Source organism: Allorhodopirellula solitaria, assembly GCF_007859855.1.
Classification (GTDB): Bacteria; Planctomycetota; Planctomycetia; order Pirellulales; family Pirellulaceae; genus Rhodopirellula; species Rhodopirellula solitaria.
In genome coordinates, this window is sequence record NZ_SJPK01000003.1 from 611093 (window position 1) to 631613 (window position 20521).

Below are 20521 nucleotides of genomic sequence, written 5' to 3' on the forward strand. Positions count from 1 at the left end.
CGCTAATCTTGGGACTGGGTGTCGCGGGCGATCGGGCTGATTGGGAGGTCGAGCACGCTGCGGCAGGGAAGCAGTGCGTCGAGGTCGCGAATGCGTAAGGCGCTGCGCGAATGTTCGGGCCCGCCGGACGGCAACCTCATGAGATCTGTTCTCGTTGCAATTGCTCGACCGCATCGGCCAGCGGCCCCGCCCCATCTCGATAGACGTCGCAGGCCGGCAGGCCAGTCTCAGCGGAGATCCGTTCCAGTTCGACGGTGGCTTCCTCGTCGGTGAGTTTTCGTCCATTCATCGAGATTCCAATGAATTGGCAGGGGTGACGCAGCGACGCCGCCATCTCATACGCTTCCATCAATCGCTTCGTCGGCAGCAACGGCACATTCTCGAGTCCTTTGACCTCTTGCCGGGTGGCTTCGTAGCAGTAGATCAGGCCATGCGGTGCCGATCCATGCAGCAATCCTAATGTCACGGCGGAAAAACTAGGGTGTGCGATGCAGCCCTGTCCCTCGATCAAGAGGATCTCGTGATCCTCGTTGCGTCGTACCAACGCTTCGGCTGATCCGTTGACGAAGTCAGCGACCACGCAATCAATCGGGACACCGTCGCCTGAGATCATGATCCCCGTTTGTCCGGTGGCAAGGAATTGGGCATCTCGGCCCCTGCTTTTAAGTTCTCGTTCCACCTCCAGGGTGGCGACCATTTTGCCCACGGTGCAATCATGACCGACAGTGTGGATTCGCAAACAGCCTTCGCGAAATGGAGCGGCTGTGGCGGCTACCTTCTCGGTATTGCGGCGAACATCGATCAGCCTGCTACCGGATGCTGCGGCCAGAGCGACAAAGTTGGAGTTCTCGCCGACAAAGTCGTGCAGTCCGGAAACAACATCGATTCCCCGCTCGATGGCTCGCTCAATGTGCACCCGCCAAGCACCGGGGAGCTTTCCGCCCGGGGGCGCGATTCCGATGAACAACGCATCGGCTTCCGGGGGGATGTGATCGACGACCGGAACCCCGTCACCTGTTCCCAGCACTTCGCTCGCATCCCGACCGGCATGCTCGACATCCAGAACCGCAGCGACGTCACCACGGCGGTACCGCAGCAGACTGATCGCCGTTTTGGCCAGAAACGGGGTGGAGTATCCATCGGTCAGCAAGACGATGTGTCGATAGTTTTTCAGTTGATTGGATTGGGGCATGCGTATTCCGTGGCACCGTGGTGACGTTCCCCCCGCGATGGGGAACGAGCGTTTTAGGCAAACGCGTTTGAACTTTCCTGCGAGACAGAGTTTACCCAATTTCGTCTTCGCGATGGGGCACGCAAGACCCGAATCGAATGCAACTCCCTCATTGACGCGGGTGCGTCGTCTGCCTGACGGCGGGCCCTCGTGGCATTAGCTTCTTTGTTTTTTCACGTTCAGACTCGCAGCGTTTCTTCCTGGCTGCGATCTTTCCTGTGGCGCGTCGGACAGATTGCGTGCGCACCCTCGGTGGCTGTTGATCCTGGCGAACTATTCTTCAAGAACAATTACCATCGGCGGCGTATCGCTTTCGGTGGTCGTGATACGAAGATCGCTGGTGTAGTAGTCAGCGTAACGGCGAGGCACGGTTTGGCCATGAGTATGTGCTTCGGCGGCCAAATCTTCAGTTAGAACGATTTGAACAACCACAATCTCATAGGTATCCGGAGGGACAAACGTAGTTCCATCCTGGTCGGCCAATTCAAAACTGCCGTCCTTTGAAATGCGGCTGGCGTAGCGGGTGCCGCGATCAACGGAACGAAATTCGATGCTGCCGGATTGAACCCGCTCACCATCGGAAAATTGAACAACCCCTACCGCGGTTTCGCGTTGGTCTCCGCACCCCACCACGCTGGCGAGGATTATGGTCCAGGAGAGCAAGACTATCGATCGAGTTGCAGGCATTCGCTTCGCACGCATCAATGCGCAAGCTCCACGACTCGCGCGTCTCGCCGATTCGCCAGCGAGCCGAGTAGTTTGGTATCCGTTTCGGAACTAAATAATCGCACGCTGCCGTCGACGAGCGCAAAGTGGACGCCCGCCGGATGCCAACTGCCGAAAGAGAACGAATCTGCCAGCACGTCGCTGGGGCCATTGGCAAGTCGCAGGCCAGGACCCGCTAGCCGACACGAGGCAGGTAAGTGGTCGCCATCGTACGCAGGCGAGTCTTCAGGGAACCGCCCGAGTCCATCGAGAGGTATGAATTTCTCACCAAACAGAAGCGTGCTCGATGTTCCATCGGTCACCGACGACATCCGCACCCGGTCCAGCGGAGCGACGGCCTTTCCCGCACTGCATTGTGGGCGAACACTGATGATTACCCCTGTGCCGTTGCCGCCAAAGTAGAAATCGGTTGGCTCGCCCGTCGCACCAGGCGTTAGATCACCGTGATTACCTGCGTAATCGCTTAAAGCTCCTTCCACATTCAGCGAGACGTCGACCGGGCGTGGCGCAGCCGGGCAACCACACGGCAGTCGTCCGCTTCCGCCTGTGTCGGTTGTTTGCAAGCTGCGAGTCCCAAGCGGGCGTGTCCCCGCGCGACGTGATGGGCAAAGAAAAATGTCCGGGACAACGGTTCTCACGCTCTCTGGATGCTCGTGCCACGGTTTTGATAAATCCCATTGCTCTGCGAGGGATGCCTGTTCAATGTATGGCATTACCCGTGCGAGCCAGGTCGGCGTTTCCAGACCGCAGCTTGCTGCCGCCTCAGCATCCGGTCGCGACTCATATCGCGCCGGAGGAAAATAGCCGAGCGAGTCATGGTGCATGTGTGTCGCCAAAGCCAGTTGACGAACGCGGTTCGTACAGTCCACGCCCCGCGCTGCTTCGCGTGCCGCCTGAACGGCAGGCAGCAACACCGCGATCAGAACGCCGGTGATCGCAATGACAACCAGTAGTTCAATCAGCGTGAAGCCGCGTAGAGAATTTCGTTTAACGACAAGCATGTTTTGAAGCTTCCGCAGGTAGGTGCATCGAGTCCGGTCCGATTATCGCTGATTGTAATCTGAGCAAACTGCGAATGTCAGTCTGCCTGGCAAAAGAAGGTTCATCCGACGGACGCGTGCGCAGAGCACAGCGGAAGGTTTTTTGAGGCATGGCTCTAGTATTCAATGATCGTTCAAAAATGCGTCCCTGACGAAGAAACGCTCGCCAGAGACCGACAATACCATTGGCGTACGGCTATTGCAGGGAAACGCTGGCGACCGAGATATCCCTTGCCAAGCCAGCACCTCTGCAGAGCTCGGCTCCGTTTCTCCCGGCAGTGCCAGTCCAACATTGATAATCACATCCCACAAATAAATCCTTCGATACGGGAGCCATGCCTTGAAAACCTCGGGCGCACGCTTCCGTCGGATGAGCCCAAAAGAATCGAAGTCAGCCAGTTTCTGAGACGGACGTATTTTGCTTGATCGGTCGAAGTTGCCCCGTCCGTCTGGACCTGATCGGCGAGTGAGTGCATCCGTTGGAGTTAGGATCTCCAAAAACTTTCTCAATCATCTTGACGAATGGAACCGTTACGGTCACTCTACTAAACAGCAATCGTCTTTGGTCGGACCATTTTCGCACTCGAATCTCTCTTGCCCGAACGTCGTTGATGACTTCGCTGATCCGGCCCCTCCTTGCGATCATTCTGTGCTGTGTGACTGCCCTCGGGCATGCACCAGCTTGGTTGCACGTGGCCACTTGCGACTGCCATTCTCAGGCTCAGCCCAGCGTATCGGGTTCGACGGCAGCTTCGTCTTGTTCACATTGTTGCCAACACCACCATGTTGATGAACCTGTGGCTGTGGTGCCGGATTGCGCGCCGTTCGACGGGGATGAAGAATCGCACGACGAGCCCCCTGCGGGTTGCTGCTTTATCTGCCAGTCGTTGGCTGGCCCTTGCGGTGTAGCGTCCGAGATCGACCTTCCGTTGGTCGCCGGTCGTGTTTTGCAATCGCCCGTAGCCGCGGTCGAGCCTGTATTCGTATCGGCTGCTCTCACAGTCGCTCACCCTCGCGGTCCACCCACTGTAGCGTGATCGCCGGTTTTCTTTGCATGGCTGGGTTTCGAGTCTGTCTGCCGCGGTTGAAAGCCTGCGCAGCAGATTGACAGTATCTCCACGTCGTTGGAAATACGTGCTTCGCTCGGTTGCGCTGACATGGATCGGCGATTGACTCGCGATCTCACACGTCCCGCCGCGTGCGGTGCGGCCGGTTATCGGTCCGACCAAACCCGATCGGTTGTGCTCACACGGCGGGGCTCCTTCAACATCAATGCTACCGAGGCGATGCCAATCGCACGGTAGGCAATGATCCATTCGTGCGCGGTTCGTTTGTCGCCGCCGCACACGGCCTGCACTGGTCATGCAATTCACTACTCAGGCGGCAAACACATTCGATTTCGTTTTCTCAAAGGAAAATAACTATGCGTAAAATGTTTCGTAACAAGAAGGGCCAAGGCTTGGTCGAGTACGGCTTGATCATCGCCGGCGTGGCATTGATTTGTGCCGCGGCCGTTTCCGTATTCGGTCACAAGACTAGCGATTTGATTAGTGCGGTGGCCGTGATCCTGCCGTGTTCTCACGCCGATGACAACGGTCCGATGGTCAGCGGGAAGTTGATTGAGACCACCAGCGCCGAAGATGGCGGCACGATTTCACTGGACGCAGTTACCATCGCGGCTAACAGCGGGACTTCGCGTCTGGGGAACAACACCGGTGTCATCGGTGAGGACTTCGGGGGCTTGATCCTCGAAGCGGGAGCACCCACGACACCGTAGGTCAATTGAGAATTGCAGGGATGTATCGACCCCCCCCATGGCGAGCGAGTTCGCCATGGGGGCTCTTTCATTGAGCACGCGCGGATGCTGCGGGCTGGTAACGCTCGGATCGCCGACTGACGGAATTGGCTCAACCGACAAATCTGGCTCATCCGACGGAAGCGTGCGCGGAGCACAGGGGGAAGGTTTTTCTAGGCATGGCTCTCGTATCCAATAATCTTACAAAAATGCGTCCCTGACGAACGAATGTCCGCCAGGGACCGGCAACGCCATTGGCGTACCGTCGACCGACATATCCCTTGCCAAGCCAGCACCTCCGACAAATCAATCATTGGATACTGGAGCCATGCCTTGAAAACCTCCAGCGCACGCTTCCGTCGGATGAGCCACAAATCTTCCCTTTGCTCTTGACGAACCCTACCCTCTGACTCATCGTAGATAAGCAGCATTGGTTCCTAGTTGAACCGTTCTGCATCACTTCTCCTGTCTTCACGAACGTTGTTTCATGACGTCGCTGGTCCAATCCATCGTATCGACCATCTTATGCTGTGCGATTGCCTTCGGGCATGCACCGGCGTGGTTGCACGTGGCTGGCTGTGAAGACGGTTGTGGATCGATGCTCGCGCAGGTGCCGCAGAGCACCGGTGCAATCTGCCCGCATTCTTGCTGTCATGACACATCCCAGCCGACGGTTTCTGCGTCGGCTGACGAATCGACCGATTCTCCCGTCAGTTCATCGGTTCCGCATGATTCCGATACCTGCGCGACTTGCCAATCTCTGGCGGGTTCATTTGGTGTGATCCCTCCCGGCATGGTGACGCTCTCACCGGAGCGTGCGAGCGTACCTGTCTCGCTCAGCTCCGCTGAAGCTGCGGTCGCCGGCTCAATCTCCATCGCGAAGCCACGCGGCCCGCCCGCAGCGGTCTAGGTGCTTCGGTTTGCCTAGTGTCGCAATCGGTCTACAGCCGGCCGTGTCAGTCAAAAGCTGACTGGCTGCAAAGGCTTTCCCGCGATCTCTGCACCCGCTGGACTGCCGACTGCTCACGCCGCGCCGCGTGCAGTGTGATCGGTTAACGGGCCGACCAAATAACGGTCCGACCAAACCCGGCCGGTTGTGTTTGCGAGGTGGGGTTTTTGTTATCGACGCGGCGTCATCGCTGCTCAGACATTGCGCGGGAGCGCTATCGAACACACGTGTGCGGACTGCCTGCCGTCGCCGCGCACGCCTGCATGGGGCATCCGTACCCATGGTTCAGGCGGCAAATCATTTCTCGATAAACTCGTTTTCAACGAAGGAAAACAAAATGCTTACGATGTTCCGAAATAAAAAAGGTCAGGGTCTGGTCGAATACGGTTTGATCATTGCCGGTGTGGCATTGATCTGCGCTGCCGCCGTTTCGGTGTTCGGTCACAAGACCAGTGATTTGATCTCCGCTGTCGCCACGATTCTGCCTGGGGCTCATGCCGATGACAACGGTCCGATGGTCAGTGGCAAATTGATTGAGACAACTAGCGCCGAGGATGGCGGAGAGATCTCGCTGGACGCAGTTGCCATTGCGGGAGAATCCGGAACGACGCGTCTCAGCAACAACACCGGTGCGAACTTCAGTGGATTGATCCTCGAAGCGGGCGACCATGATGACTGAACGCCATGAGCCGAATGGCGGACGCATGGATGCATGACCACCCAAGGCGGCTCAGACCGCCATGGGTGTTTTTTTTGCGTGCTGCCTGCTGCTCCTGATGTCCTTTCACCGCAATGTTGATCCTCACCCTCACTGTCACGTTCGTGTTATTGCTGGTCGCAACTGTTTGTGACTATCGCTCGCGGGAGATTCCCGATTGGATCTCCATTGGGATCGCGATCGTAGCGGTCATCGCGTCGAGCGCGGGCTGGCTGGGGATCGGGTTGCCTTGGGTGATCTTCGGTGGAGTCGTCGGTTTGCTGATCGGCTACGGGTTGTTTCGGTTCGCTCAGCTTGGAGGCGGCGATGCCAAATTAATCGCCGCGTTGGGCATGACGTTCGGCCCAGTTGGAATTTTGATCTTGTTGTTTGGTATGGCTATCATAGGTGGCGTGTTATCGCTGATCGCAATGCTTCGAGGTCAGCGTGATTATGCTTATGTGCCTGCCATCACCGGTGGATTCATTTGGTATGTCAGTGTCGTTTCACTGATTTAGTTTTCGCACAAAGAGATAAAACAGATGTCTGAGTTCATGGTGACATCGCGACACGAAGAGCTGCAAGACGTTCTGGCTGAGTTAAAGAGGTTAATGAAGACCGTTTAATGACCCGCTCGCGTCTCCAGTTCCGTTCCGGCCAATCGCTTGTCGAATTCGCCGTCGTCGCACTTGTCCTGTACATGTTGCTGGCCGCGATCTTGACATTCGGTCATGCCCTGTATGTTGCGCAGAGTTTGCAGGGAGCGGCTGACGTGGCGGCGCGGGAGATTTCGCGGACTCCATTACCGGCCGTGACCACCTTCGAAGCACTGATTGAGAATGGATCGCTCGACGATATATACAGCAAGAATCTGCTGGTGTTCGATCTCGATTCGCTCGGCGATCAATCGTTCTTCGAAGACGTTGTGCCGCAATGGCCGGTTGTGAATCAGCAGTTAGCAACCGTGATGATCGTCGATCGTCCCGACTTCGACGGCGACGGAACGCCCGATGCTCGTTTGATTCGGTATCCAGGCGCTTTGCTGAGTGATCCGACAACGGACAGCGGATACACCGTCGGTATTCCATTGGTGACCGGGCGTGATGAATCAGGTACGGAGACCATTCGCTGGGTCGACGTAGTGGAAGAGATTGAGAGCGATGAGAATTTAGACCCGTTCAGCATTGACTCTCCCCAGCAAGGCGTCGTTGCCTTGAGGATTAACTATCCTTTCCAATCGGCGTCGATGAGCAGTTTTCAGCCCAACGTAAACGGCCCCTTCGAACCGAACCTCGGGAACCCCAACGCTGCCAACGACGGCGGAGTGAACGAAACCAACGAGGAAGACCGCCCGGGCGATTTGATCGGCCAACCGCTGGTCGCCGATGGTACGTACTCGGGTACCTATGGCGGGCAGTATGGGCTCGGTGCTCAAGGAGCGTTTGGGCAAACGGTGCGGCCGTTTCGCCGTGTGATTTCAGCCCAAGCGATTTATCGCCGTGAGGTGTTCGAGTGATCAACACGAAGCGTTTTCCAATGATGCAATCCAACACGCCTGTGAAGGGTCAGCCCCCTTTCTGACTAGGCTATTAAGAAGAACTGAAATGCCACCACGAAACTATCGCACGACATCACGACGATCACGAACCCCATTCTTGTTGCTAGGTGGGATTGGCATGTTTGCGCTATTGGCAGCCGGCGTCGTCGGCACGCTATGGCTTGCCGGCGTGCCTCTGAATCCGTTTGCTCAGCGAGTAGCGGTCGAGGACCCGTTCATGATTCGCATTCCCATCAATTCGCGACCCATTCCCGCCTATCGTCGGGTCGACAGGATGGATTTGATGAACCCGACCGATGGCGGGTTGATGTTCCAGAAGGTCCCCCCGCAAGCCGCAGTCGGGATGGCGATCGTGGGTGTCGACCAAAACGGGTCGCACGTGGAGGGTCGTGTGGAGTCGATCAAGAACGACAACGATCAGGTGGTGTTTGTTGTCGACGGCGGAGCAGAGGTCCGCCAAGAACAAACTCTCTCGCTCGGCGGTGCGATGATGAGCCTCAACGCGATCATCGGTCGAGTCGTCAAAGCGGATAAGCGAGCGGGGATGGGTTTTCGCGAAAGCACGTTCTTCCCCAAAGGAACGCCGGAAGGATTGGCCGGAGCGACACCCACGGGCATGCGAGCGATCACGTTGGATGCGACTCGGTTGACGGGGGTTCATTCACTCGGTGCGGGCGACATGATCGACTTGCTAACGAACATCCCGCTGGGCGAGAGTTCGTCCTCGGATTCGGAGAAAAGTAGCAAGGTGCACCTGCTGGCCCAGAACGCGAAAGTTCTGCGCCCGGTCTACGTTCGCAATGAAGTCGCTTCCTCCGCATCGTTAATGAACGGCAAGACGATGCAGAGCGTGCCTAAGTATGAGGTGGCTATCGCGGTCGCCGCCGATGATGTGATGCCGCTGCAAGAAGCACTTCATCATGAACGATCGATCACCTGTATCGCGCATTCGATGAAGCCCGAATCGGCCGCTGATGCGAATTTGGCATCGACGCGTGCCGATGAAGTGCAGGTGCCGGTCACCGTACGACCTGTTTTGGCCTACGCGGTGGTGGTTCGCGACGCGTTTGTCAGTCCCGCGACGAGGACGCTCAATACCGAGTGGATTTCACGCAAAGAAGCGGAACGTCTCGACGTTATCGTGTCGCTGGAGGAGGCTTTGGGGGCGATCACCCGGCAGGACATTCCAGCCGGACATTATCTGCGTCGCGGTGATTTACTCAGCGGCCCTCCCACTGCACCGACCGAGGATTCCGTCGCATTTCCCACGGCCCGCGAAAGCGATCCAGCGGACCGACGAAGCAGTCATCCGACGGGGCCTGAGCAAAGGCGAAATTCCGATTCACCCGCATCGACTCCTCATCCGAAGGAGCAGTTCGTGTCTGTGCTTCAGGAACCGGCCGATGTGACGTCCTCCGCTCCCTCGGCGACAGCTGTGGGGGATCGTCCGGCGATCACACGATTCATTCCGCCCGGGCATACAGCGTTTGCGATCCCGTTGCGTCAAATTTACGGCGCCGAGCACCTGCAAATCGGTGATTCCATCGACTTGATGGCCAGCTACTCGCTCCAACGGCTCCGCGATGAAGAGGAGACCGAGACGAGACCCGACGGAACGGTCATCGTCCGCAAGTCTGAATCGTTAACGCCCCAAACGACTCAACGAACCTGGGAAGAAACCTTCGGCAATCGAGCCGAACCGTGGTTCGTCGCTTCCGATGCGATCGTGGTCGCGCCCGTTGGCTTCCCCGCGCCTGCGTCGGCGCTGCGTGCAATCGAATCGACAGGCGACTCGGCGACGAGGCGAGATAACGCCAGAGGCTTCGACGGCCCGCCGGTTATCATTGCGGTCGATGACCGCGACGTCGAAGCGGTCGCGACGGCGCTGGCGACGCGTGACGCCCTCTTCACTGTCGCTTTTCACGCTTCGGAAAAGGCGACTTCGAACAGCCGCCAAAAGGTGATCGCGGTCGCTCCCGAATCGATTCCGGCGCTGAGTGAATTGTCGGAGTCCGTATGGCACGGTAACCGCCGTGGCGTCGTCTCGCGAGTGGTGTCCGCGTCCGATCCTCAGTTTCACGATGCATTGACGGTATCGCAATTGAAGGCGTTCTACGGGCGTGTTCTGAAAGGGGACAAGCACCGTGGGGACAGATTCACCGTCGACGATTTTCTGCCCCATGGAACCCAGCCCGGGATTGGGGCGATCGCTCGGGTCGGCTACACGTTGTTGCCGATCGCGGATCGGGAGATCGAAGGGTTGGAAGCGTTCAGCGAAGGCGACCATCTCTCGATCCTACTGCGTGGTGTTGTACGATCCCCATTGACACAGCAGGTGTCTGGGGATGCGGGCGTGGCCACGGCTAACGTGTTGGCACCATCGGTACGGGTCGTTCGGGGATCGATCGCTGGCCAGTCGGTTCTCGAGATCCCCAACGAATCACTCACACGAATTCAAGCGGCGATGGCGCGTTCGTTGAACGATCGCGACGATTTAAATGCTCGTTCGCACTTGGTTGCCGTCGGCGTGCCGCCAACCCAAACCGACAATACACCGGCCGTGGATGCGAGCATCCCGGCGTTTGATCCATTGCAGAACGTCAAAACGACTGAGGTTTATATCGGTGGCAAACGGACAGTCAAAGTCTTTGGGGGCAGCGGATCATGAACCGTAGGCGGACCAACCCACCACGCGGTGGTTATGTGATGGTGCTCTTCGCGATGATGCTGTTTGGATTGATGGCCATGGCAGCGCTCGTGATCGACCTGGGCTTTGCCCGACTCGCCCAGCGGCAGATGCAAACGGCAGCGGACGCCGCAGCGCTGGAAGGATTGCGTTATGCCAGTACCGACGGTAGGCAACGGGCGGCGGATGTCGTTGCGTGGACGTTGGAGGGTGATTTTGATCCTTCGAGTGAATCGTCTGGCCCCAATCGGCTCGCATCGAATCCGGGCGATGACAAACGCGGCGACATGCTTGACGGGCTCTACGCCTTCGATCCGCCAGCAAGCTCCACAGCACAAGATTCGCGTCAGTTTCATCGTGAAGCCAATGATTACACCCGTAGCGATTTTCCCAATCCAAACCCGTCGGACGACTCCAGCATGGAAACTCACGAAGCTTTCTTGGTGCGAGTGCGTCGAACGGACGAAGTGTTCGACGACGGTGTTGGGACTGCGGGGCCAGCGTTGCCTTTCCTTTTTGGTCACGGCTCGATGTTGAATCGCGAATCGGTTGGTGACGGCATTGCGGTCAGAGCGACATCCATTGCGGCACTTCAACCGGTGGTTTGCGTTGGAAGCTCAGATGAGACCAACGACGTTCCAGGAAAACTCGATGTCGCAGTCCCTTTAAGTGAATGGGAAGTCGGTTCCGGAGAGACGTTTCGCGAATATGCTGAACATGCTATCGGTGGCGAAGCGACTGACAACGCAGCTCCTGAAGCTGGGACAGGCTACGTCGCGATCTACGACGAAGAGATCAACGACCGCGTCATTGGTTTCGGTGCGGCCTCGATCTCGGACGGTGTTTTTACCGAAGTGGAGCCTTTTGGAATCTCGAATGCATCGGCCACGTTTTGTTATTCGTACGCAGGCACACCGGATGACACTGATATGGTTTTTAAATCGCGCCAGGACAACCGCGAAGTTTTATGCCAACTACCTGTGTCGGCGAGGTAATACATGTCGATCACTGCATCCGTCCTGATCCTCAGCACCGACGACAAGATCGTCGAGGAGGCCAAACTGGCTCTTGATGGAATGGGCGAGACCGCACCTCGGTTTCGTTTGGTCAAAGAATCGAGCTATTTGTTTGAATCGCTGCGGACTCAGCCAATCTCTCTCGTCCTGATTGAGTTCACCGAGGATCCCAAAGAACTGATCCGAGTTGTCAATCAAGTGCGATCCGCTTCGCCGCCAACCCGCATCGCGGCCATTTTGCGACCCGAGGGGTTTCCCGAGAACGTCAACGAGTCAGCGGCCTTGATCGACGCGATGCGAGGGGGCGTTTGTGATTTCTTGCGGCGGCCACTCTCGACGTCGGACCTATCGCGTCTGATCTCGCAGCCCTCGGCAGCTGGCAATGCCGGTTCCTCCTCCACCCAGACGCTTGGTCGTGTTGTTTCATTCATTAGTAACAAGGGCGGCGTGGGGAAATCGACGTTGTCGACGAACGCTGCGGTGGCGATCGCGCGGCGCGGCCAAAAGAGCGTGTTGCTGATCGATGGGTCGATTCAGATGGGCGTCGGGGCCGCGTTGCTCGACCTGCACCCGACAGCGACTCTGACCGATTTGGCCCGAGAGGCGGACCGCCTGGATCCAACCATGATTCGTCAAACTGCAGCGATTCATTCCAGTGGACTGCATCTGTTGGCCGCACCGGCCGATGCCGTTGAAGCGATGGAGATCGACGATTTGTTGATCGCGCGCATCATCACGTTGGCCCGCCAAACCTATGATGTCGTGATCGTCGATACGTTTCCGATGTTCGATCAAGTCGTGATTGCGGCTCTCGACCTAAGTGATCGTGTGTTCGTGGTCCTGGAGAATGTCCTGCCGACGTTGTTGGGCGGTGCGAAGTTGCTGAGTGTTTTGGAGCGGATTGGTTACCCGGCCGAGCGCCAGTCGATCATATTGAATCGACAACAAAGGGTGACCGGTAGTTTGTCGGTCGATGATGTGGCGGAGCGGTTGCAGCGTGAGATCGATCATGTGTTGCCATTCGATAAGCGGGTCATGGCGGCGGCGAATTGCGGTGTTCCAATCGCTACTGCGACAGTCCGTCTGAGCGGATTCAGCCGCGCGTTGGAACGCCTGACCGATGATGTTTTGGGACGTACCGACTCGGCAGCGCCAAGAGTCGAACAAGCCGAGCCACCCTTGGTCGCCCAGCGGGAGGGCCAGGTGCCCGCCGAGTATCCATCCACCCGCGGCACCGCCGATTTGCCATCGAATCCGTTGGAATAACCCCCCGGCAGCGTCTCGCGTCAATCGTCCTCCCTATCCAACGCTATGTCCCATCCTCCCGACAACACCACGACGGCGCGCGAACTGTTCACGCGAACGAGTCTACGATTGCCCAGTGAACGGGTACGCGACGAGTCGACGCGTCAATCGAGCAAGAGCTTTGCCGGTGCGCCTGCCGCCATGCCGGCTGCTGGGAACGCGTCGTTTGCATCTGTCAAAGCGGCGATGCACACGCAACTGTTAGAGGACCTTGATCGGCGTGATCGGATCACGGCCAGCGAAGACGAGTTGGCTGAATTGGTCAAAGAATATGTCGTTGACGCATTGGCGACTCAAGACTGGCCGCTCAACGATTCCGAGCGCCGGCAACTGGTCGATGATTTGATAGAAGAAACGATCGGTGTCGGGCCGCTTGCGCCGCTATTGGCCGATCCGGCCGTGACTGACATTTTGGTCAACGGCCCTCACACGGTGTTTGTCGAACGTTTCGGGCAGCTCGAACCGACCGCAGTTCATTTTCGCGATGACGAACACTTGGTCCGCATCATCGGTCGGATTGCCTCTCGCGTGGGGCGGCGAATCGACGAAAGCTCACCGATGGTCGACGCTCGACTTCCCGATGGTAGCCGCGTCAACGCAACCCTGCCGCCCGTTACCATCGACGGCCCGACGTTGTCGATTCGCCGATTCGGCAGACGCCGGCTTCGCAGTGACGACCTGATGCGACTGGGGATGTTTTCACCCGCCATGTTGCAGTTCTTGCGTTTGGCGATCCGCGGTCGCATCAACATGATCGTCTCGGGCGGCACCGGTTCCGGGAAATCCACATTTTTGGGGGCACTCGCCGAGGCGATCCCAGACACCGAACGTATCATCACGATCGAGGATGCCGCTGAATTGCAGCTCGATCAGCGACATGTCGTTCGCATGGAGACCCGACCGCCAAATATCGAAGGCCAGGGCCGCATTGTAGCCCGTGATCTCGTCGTCAATGCGTTGCGTATGCGCCCCGACCGAATCATCGTTGGCGAAGTCCGCGCCGGTGAAGCACTCGACATGATGCAGGCTATGAATACCGGCCACGACGGATCACTGACGACGATTCATGCCAACTCGCCGCGGGATGCCGTGTCGCGATTGGAAACGATGGTATTGATGGCGGGAATCGATTTGCCAGCTCGTGCGATTCGTGAACAAGCCGTGTCAGCGATCGATATCATTGTTCAGGTCAAACGTTACGAAGACGGCGTGCGGCGTGTGCAATCCATTTCAGAACTGGTGGGCATGGAGGGTGAAACGGCACAGTTGCAGGAGATTTTTCGGTTTCAGTCAACGGGGAAAGCCAATCGTCGCATCCAGGGTAATTTTGTCGCCACAGGGGTCGTGCCGCGAGTCGCTGAGCATTTGCGAGAGAATCACATTGACGTGCCTATGGAGTGGTTCCACCGACCATCAGACACCTCCATGGTGGGTTCCGACGCTTCGGCGAGCGTCGATGAATCTGATCGGCGACGATCATGGTAGTGGTGGGAGTCGTCGCGCTGTGGGCAGTCATTGGCTTGATCTGCGTGGGGGGGTATCAGATTTACGCCCGTCGCCAACGAACGCTCGATCGGTTCGTCGAAGCGACGCAGCAAGAGGGAGAGTATGAGGAGGGAGCGGCCAGTCGCAGCGCCGAGTCGACGCGCCGATCGCCGCCATCGACGCGCCGCTTAGCCCGTCGTTGGATCTGGGTGCCGTGGACGATCGGGGCGATCACTGCCCTGGTCGTGTGGATCGGCTTCGGGTGGCCGTTGCAGTACGTTTTGGCCATTGGTGCCGTGGTTGCGTTGCTGCTCAGCCAAGTCGAGAGTTTTTTGCACACCCGCCACATCGCCAAACTGGAGCGACAACTCGCCGATGCCATCGACATCATGGTCGGGGCGGTCAGTGCGGGCGCGGCGTTGGGACCCGCGATGGAAGCCGCGACTCACGAAACCGATCGTCCACTGAAGCGGTATTTACAAGAAATCTCCGGTCGAATTCGCTTGGGCGATGACCCCGCGTCGGTATTTCGATCGTTGGCCGATCGCGTACCGCTCGAGACGTTTCTACTTTTCTCGTCGTCGTTAGCCGTCCACTTCGAAGTCGGCGGTAGGCTCGCTCCCACACTTGCGATCGTGGGGCGGACCATCCGCGACCGCATTGAAATCACACGGCGGATCCAATCCAACATCGCCCAATCGCAGTTCAGCACATTTGCGATCTTGGGGTTGGTGTACTTGATCGCTGTGATCGTCTGGCGAAACGGTCCCGAACCCATGCGCGAGTTCGTGACCTCGACCGTCGGTAGTTGGTTCATTGCCGGCTCGGTCATCCTGCAAGCCGTCGGGATTGCTTGGATGGGTATTATCTCTAAACCGAAGTTCTAGAAACGCATCTGAAAAGGGGCCGCTCCTCTCCGTCGAGGCCGTGAAAAAACATGCAAAGTGATTCGCCATTAAAGGGGCAGACCCTCATTCAGATCGACTGCAATGCGTCAGGGACGAACTGAATGAGCTCGCTATTCCTCACACTTCCTCTGCTCTTGGCGTTCACTGCGGTGGCGTTCCTGGCGGCGCGATATCTGTTCGCTCGCGAACGGACGCTCGCCCGTTGGCATTCCGACATGGATGTCAACGTCGCTCTGGATTCTTCATCGCCGCGCGGTTGGTTGTCGGGTTGGTTGTTCCTGGCTGGTTATCGCAGCGTTTCGGCACCGTGGGTCTTTGTTGGGGCGATGACTGCGTGCACGTTGTTCGGTTTGGGGGCGGCGACGCTGTTCGTGCTGTCCGGTTTGCAAGGTGCGATGGAACGCACCGTTGTGTTGGTTCCCGGCGGCGTCGGCGATACATTCTTGCCCGTCGTTTGGGTCGCTCCCTGGATTATGGCGATTCTCTTGATCTGTATACCTGTCACCACTGTGCGTTCCGCTCGACGCAAACGAGTCGCGTTGATTGAACAAGACCTACCACTGGCGATGGAATTGATGGCAACACTCAGCGAAGCGGGTTTGAGTTTCGATTCGGCGCTCCTCCGGGTTCTGAGAACCCGCCTTGCCGGTCGACCGCTCGCCAATGAACTGAACCTCTATCACGCCGATCTGCTGGCGGGGCGCCCCAGAATCCAATCGTTGCGTCGGCTGAGCGGTCGAGTGCGGATTGGTTCGATCTCGATTCTGGTCTCGGCGCTCGTACAAGCGGAGCAGATGGGGATGGGGATCGCCAAAGTCCTTCGCACTCAGGCCGACGACATCCGCGCCCGGCGACGCGAGCGCGCGATCGCGTTTGCCAATGCGTTGCCCGTTAAGCGTCTTTTCCCGCTGGTGATCTGTTTCTTGCCCGGCTTGTTCGTCTGGACTCTCGGGCCCGCGTTCGTACAGCTGTTCAAGCTCACCGAAACCTTCACCAGTGGCGGGGGTTTGTGATGACGAAACTGTTCAACACCGAGACCGGCGACCTATTGTTGGATGATCTGCAGATTGCGGACACTTTCTGGAAACGCTTCCGTGGGCTGCAGTTTCGCGGTTCGCTGCCGGAAAGTTCCGGCTTGCTGTTGACGCCGTGTTCGTCCATTCACACCTGCTGGATGCGGTTTTCCATTGACGTGATCATGCTCGACTGCGAGCGTTGTGTGTTGGGCATCCGAACGCGCGTTTCGCCTTGGCGCGCGGTCGTCTGCGAGCGCGGGACCGCTCACGTGATCGAAGTCCGACCTGGCTCAGTCGGTGTTCCGAAAGGGGCAAGATTGGATTGGAATGGACCACCATCTACCGGATAGTAGTAACGACGTATCCCCAAGCGAACGACATGCCTTTTAGAAAGAGAACGGGACTCGATGCATCAACACTCTCATGAACTCACCCTGGGACTCGCGTATTTCTTGGGTGCTTTGCACGCGCTCGAGCCGGGCCACGGGAAGACCGCGATGCTGGTGTACCTCTCCGGCCAGCGGCGTAGCTATTGGCACCCGCTGGTGATGGGGGTATCAAGCGGGATGGCACACTCGGTGTCGTTGATCGCAATCGCCATGGCTGTTCATCTGACTCATCACCTCGTCACCGGTGATCACCACCATGATGATCAACGGGTTACAAATGGTTTGCAGTGGATCAGTGCCTGCTTGGTTTTATGCGTTGGCCTGTGGATGTTGTGGTCGGCATGGCGATCCAAACCGATGAAATGCGTTTGCCAATCGCATCGTCATGAGTGCGATTCGAAGCCGCCTTCAGCAAAATCCAGCTATTCGATGAGCGCATTGCTCGGCGTGGCGTTTGGATTGCTGCCCTGTCCATCCGCGCTGGCGGCATACTTCACCAGCATGTCGACGGGATCCCCGGTTGCCGCGTACGCGGTCATCGGCTTATTCGCCGCAGGAATTGCCACGTCATTGACCTGTGTCGGCATGTTGTTGCAGCGTTTTGGTGGGAGCTTGATCCGCAAAGACAGTCGGCTCGGAGCGTTGCCCTGGTCTTACATCCGAGCGCTCCTGATCCTTGGTGTTGGCATGTTCTATACGGCTCGATTGGCGTTTGCGGCGTAGCGACAATGGATGGAAAACCCGAAGGAATCGTGCTGGCTGTAGGCGGTTTTTGAGAGAATTCCGTCGGATGACCCAAGATTTTCCATATTCAGTTAACTGGAAATCGATCTGCGTCGCGGTGCAGTGCCACGGCATTCGCTACGGGACCGCTCTCGCGCAGCTCCTTGTCGTTGACCATCGGCTCTCGACAGAATCTTGAACCGTCAATCCTGCCAGTGCAAAGTGTTTGCATCTGCGATTGACACGTGGTGGGCTGTTGTTGATAATTGCAGGGCAATTGCAATTGTGACTCTTGGCTCCACAGGTTTTTCCATGGCAACTCGACTGTTTTGCTTTCGCCGTGAATCGTTTTTTGGGGCGTTGCCTGTGTGCGGTATGGCTGCACAGGTCCGGGTGACTTTGTTGGCGGCCGTAGACGAACGATGGACCCGCATTCGCGACGTTGGCACTTTGCGTTTGTGTGCCATCACCGAGAACGATTGATGGCCGAGTCAATCGAGTGCCGCTTGGATCCGAACGTTGGTCATTCATCTTACGATCCTTTTGATGAATCGCTGTGGGGCGAGTACGCGCGGATGCTGCTGGTCGCGACCGCCGCTTGTGCCGGGGTCCATTGGTCGATTCGCCTGGCGAATGAACCCATTGCGGCCGTGATGGTCCTGGCCAACGTACTGGTCGTGGGGGCAGCCGTGAGCGATCGCATGGCGGGGCTGCCTCGGTTGATGTTTTTGTCCTTCTTTGCCAGTGGCCTGTCGGTCGTCCTAGCAACGAGACCAGATGCGACGTTTTGGCAAGACTCGCTGGCGATGTTTTCTCCCTGGTTCACGATCGGGGCGTTCGGCATCTTGATTTTTCGCGATGGTTTGATTGCGACCAATGCCCACACCAGACCGATTTCATTGGGTCAAGCCACCGTCATCATCGCTGTTTTGATCTCAGCGACCTACATGATCGTGATTCCGGGTATGGGTGCCGTCTTGGAGTCACAGCGCGAACGCTCGACGAGCTACACGATCGAGGAACTGACTCCACTGGAGGTGTTGAGGATTCGCAGCGCCAAACTCGCCGTCTTCGCGATCTTTGCGTACATGGGCGCCTGTATCGGCAGCTTTTTAAACGTGGTCGCGGCGAGCACGCCCCGCGGCGAGTCGATTGTGTTGCGATCGTCGGCTTGTCCGAAATGCGAAACACCGATTCGACGCGTCGATAATTTGCCGTTGATCAGTTTTCTACGATTGCGAGGACGTTGTGGTGCCTGTGGAGTCTCCATTCCGATTCGCTATTTCACAGTAGAAGTGGTGGGCCTGGTAATCTTTTCTTCGTTGTTTTTGTACGAACTCGTTACTGGCGCGGCGAACGTCCCCGGGTTCCAACACTACCCGTTCTCCGGCATCCTTTGGATCATCTTGTACACCAAGTGGCCGGTGGTCGGCATCTATTTCTTTCACTGTGCGCTGTTTAGTAGCCTGCTCACGATTGCGTTGATGGAACAGGATAAACTGCGACCGCCGCGCTGGCTGGCTCTTTCGCTGTTGGCAGTCTCAGCAATTCTGGTCGTCGTCTCGCCCAATCTATTGACCGTGTCGCTCCTCGATCAGACACCACTGAGATGGCCTGCGTCATACCCCGATTGGCTTGACCGCGCGGCGTCTAGCCTTGTCGGCGGCAGCATGGGTTGGGCGATCGGTCATTTTGCCGGGTCGCTTCGGCTGCGTCGTCGTCAATCCACCACATCGCTTTCGCTGGCGTACGCACTTGTTGGGATCGCTCTGGGCTGGCAAGCGGTACTAACGATCGCGGCACTTTGGTGGATAGCCACGTGGCTGCTTAAGCGGTTTGGCGGACGCCGAGAGCGCCCCTCATGGTTGACCGCAACAACGATTCTGTTTGCCGTCGCCATGCTCCACCACCCTGCATGGAGATGGTCATCGAACCTGCTGACCTTTTAAGCCGACCGTTGCGTCATCTGTGTGGTTATTTTGCGAATCACCATGTTGAGAAGCCGCTTGGAACTATCGCGACCGAGAACTTCGTCGAATCCCATCGCATTACTTATCCGATCCCGTATCTATCTCCTTTCGTTTAACCTGACCATGCATTCGAGTACTCTGCAAAGCCTTCCCGACGTCCAGTCTTATGATGACACGCGAAACTTGGCGATCGACCAAGTCGGCGTGACCAGTGTCCCTTACCCGATTCAGTTTGTGTCGCGTCAGGACAGCGGCGAAACGCCGCAGAGCACGACGGGAATGTTTGATCTCTTCGTATCGCTGCCACCGACCGAGAAAGGCACGCATATGTCGCGGTTTGTGCAACTTTTGCGTGATTGGCCACAGCCGCTCGATTACGTTGGTGCGATCGAGCTTTGCGATCAGCTTCGCGACCGAATGGACGCGGATCGAGCCGACATCGAGATTCGGTTTCCGTATTTTGTCCAGCGAGCGGCGCCGGTGACCAAAGAGTTGGGGCTGTTGCGGTTGGACGTCAAACTCAACGTCTCGATCGATCGCGGGGCCGCGGCGGATCGTCGCCGAGACTTGAGAGTGACTGTATCCGGACCAGCGACCAGTCTGTGCCCATGTTCCAAAGAGATTTCCGACTACGGTGCCCACAACCAACGATGCCAACTGACAGCGAGCGTTCGGTTCCGCGTAGAAACCGATGGCGTTTCGATCGATGACCTGTTCGAGACCATGGAGAAGGCCGCCTCGTGCAGGGTCTATGCGACGTTGAAACGAAGTGACGAGAAAAAGATCACCGAGAACGCGTATGAGAATCCGAAATTCGTCGAGGACACCGTCCGCGATCTTGCCCTGGGTTTGAAAGCGGATTCACGAATCTCCTGGTTCCGCTGCGAATCGGAAAATTTTGAATCGATTCACCAGCACAATGCGTTTGCAAGAATTGAAATGCAAACGTAAACGCTGGTCCAGCCTGCTCGCACTGCCACTGCAACGACAATAAGATCACACACCGGTGCAGCTGCCGCATTGAACC

The 20521-nt window shown here is 57.5% G+C and carries 18 protein-coding genes; 15 read left to right on the forward strand and 3 right to left on the reverse strand.

Translation table 11 applies throughout. From position 1 onward, the window contains the following. Positions 1 to 136: 136 nt before the first annotated feature. The 3 genes from CA85_RS08435 to CA85_RS08445 all read right to left on the reverse strand — a co-directional run bounded on the left by CA85_RS08435 (position 137) and on the right by CA85_RS08445 (position 2958). Positions 137 to 1192 carry a DUF1611 domain-containing protein gene (locus tag CA85_RS08435; RefSeq protein ID WP_146390849.1) on the reverse strand — a complete coding sequence of 352 codons (1056 nt, stop codon included), beginning with the start codon at positions 1190 to 1192 and terminating at the stop codon, positions 137 to 139. 312 nt (positions 1193 to 1504) lie between these two features. Continuing rightward, complete coding sequence (locus tag CA85_RS08440) at positions 1505 to 1918, reverse strand: carboxypeptidase regulatory-like domain-containing protein (protein ID WP_146390850.1); 414 nt, start codon at positions 1916 to 1918, stop codon at positions 1505 to 1507. Between the two features lie 14 nt (positions 1919 to 1932). Beyond that, positions 1933 to 2958: a DUF1559 domain-containing protein gene (locus tag CA85_RS08445; protein WP_146390851.1), complete on the reverse strand. Its 1026-nt coding sequence runs from the start codon at positions 2956 to 2958 to the stop codon at positions 1933 to 1935. 1462 nt (positions 2959 to 4420) lie between these two features. On the opposite strand from CA85_RS08445, the gene CA85_RS08450 reads away from it, so the two are divergent. From CA85_RS08450 to folE2, 15 genes are all read left to right on the forward strand, one after another. Beyond that, positions 4421 to 4774 carry a Flp family type IVb pilin gene (locus CA85_RS08450; protein ID WP_146390852.1) on the forward strand — a complete coding sequence of 118 codons (354 nt, stop codon included), beginning with the start codon at positions 4421 to 4423 and terminating at the stop codon, positions 4772 to 4774. Between the two features lie 505 nt (positions 4775 to 5279). Continuing rightward, positions 5280 to 5702 carry a DUF2946 domain-containing protein gene (locus tag CA85_RS08455; protein ID WP_146390853.1) on the forward strand — a complete coding sequence of 141 codons (423 nt, stop codon included), beginning with the start codon at positions 5280 to 5282 and terminating at the stop codon, positions 5700 to 5702. A 376-nt stretch (positions 5703 to 6078) separates the two neighbouring features. Beyond that, positions 6079 to 6420 (forward strand): Flp family type IVb pilin, encoded by a 342-nt coding sequence (locus CA85_RS08460; RefSeq protein ID WP_246112604.1) that lies wholly within the window; start codon positions 6079 to 6081, stop codon positions 6418 to 6420. A gap of 113 nt (positions 6421 to 6533) precedes the next feature. After that, on the forward strand, positions 6534 to 6956 hold the full coding sequence (locus CA85_RS08465; protein ID WP_146390854.1) for an A24 family peptidase: 423 nt from the start codon (positions 6534 to 6536) through the stop codon (positions 6954 to 6956). A 107-nt stretch (positions 6957 to 7063) separates the two neighbouring features. Then, entirely contained in the window at positions 7064 to 7954 is an 891-nt protein-coding gene (locus CA85_RS08470; RefSeq protein ID WP_146390855.1) for a TadE/TadG family type IV pilus assembly protein, read from the forward strand. A gap of 88 nt (positions 7955 to 8042) precedes the next feature. After that, entirely contained in the window at positions 8043 to 10664 is a 2622-nt protein-coding gene (locus CA85_RS08475) for a CpaB family protein (protein WP_146390856.1), read from the forward strand. Further along, positions 10661 to 11677: a TadE/TadG family type IV pilus assembly protein gene (locus CA85_RS08480; RefSeq protein ID WP_146390857.1), complete on the forward strand. Its 1017-nt coding sequence runs from the start codon at positions 10661 to 10663 to the stop codon at positions 11675 to 11677. Before CA85_RS08475 ends, CA85_RS08480 begins: the two co-directional genes overlap by 4 nt. A gap of 3 nt (positions 11678 to 11680) precedes the next feature. Beyond that, positions 11681 to 12964 carry an AAA family ATPase gene (locus CA85_RS08485; protein ID WP_146390858.1) on the forward strand — a complete coding sequence of 428 codons (1284 nt, stop codon included), beginning with the start codon at positions 11681 to 11683 and terminating at the stop codon, positions 12962 to 12964. Between the two features lie 45 nt (positions 12965 to 13009). Next, positions 13010 to 14488, forward strand: coding sequence for a CpaF family protein (locus CA85_RS08490; protein ID WP_246112605.1), 1479 nt, complete (start codon positions 13010 to 13012; stop codon positions 14486 to 14488). Then, complete coding sequence (locus CA85_RS08495) at positions 14482 to 15375, forward strand: type II secretion system F family protein (RefSeq protein WP_146390859.1); 894 nt, start codon at positions 14482 to 14484, stop codon at positions 15373 to 15375. Before CA85_RS08490 ends, CA85_RS08495 begins: the two co-directional genes overlap by 7 nt. 122 nt (positions 15376 to 15497) lie before the next feature. Then, positions 15498 to 16409, forward strand: a complete 912-nt coding sequence (locus CA85_RS08500) for a type II secretion system F family protein (protein WP_146390861.1) — start codon at positions 15498 to 15500, stop codon at positions 16407 to 16409. Further along, entirely contained in the window at positions 16409 to 16762 is a 354-nt protein-coding gene (locus CA85_RS08505; protein ID WP_146390862.1) for a DUF192 domain-containing protein, read from the forward strand. The genes CA85_RS08500 and CA85_RS08505 overlap by 1 nt, the downstream gene beginning before the upstream one ends. Positions 16763 to 16819: 57 nt before the next feature. Beyond that, positions 16820 to 17524, forward strand: coding sequence for a HoxN/HupN/NixA family nickel/cobalt transporter (locus CA85_RS08510; protein WP_146390864.1), 705 nt, complete (start codon positions 16820 to 16822; stop codon positions 17522 to 17524). A gap of 482 nt (positions 17525 to 18006) precedes the next feature. Beyond that, on the forward strand, positions 18007 to 19473 hold the full coding sequence (locus CA85_RS08515) for an A24 family peptidase (protein WP_186774813.1): 1467 nt from the start codon (positions 18007 to 18009) through the stop codon (positions 19471 to 19473). Between the two features lie 144 nt (positions 19474 to 19617). After that, entirely contained in the window at positions 19618 to 20445 is an 828-nt protein-coding gene (folE2, locus tag CA85_RS08520; RefSeq protein ID WP_186774814.1) for a GTP cyclohydrolase FolE2, read from the forward strand. Positions 20446 to 20521: the final 76 nt, after the last annotated feature.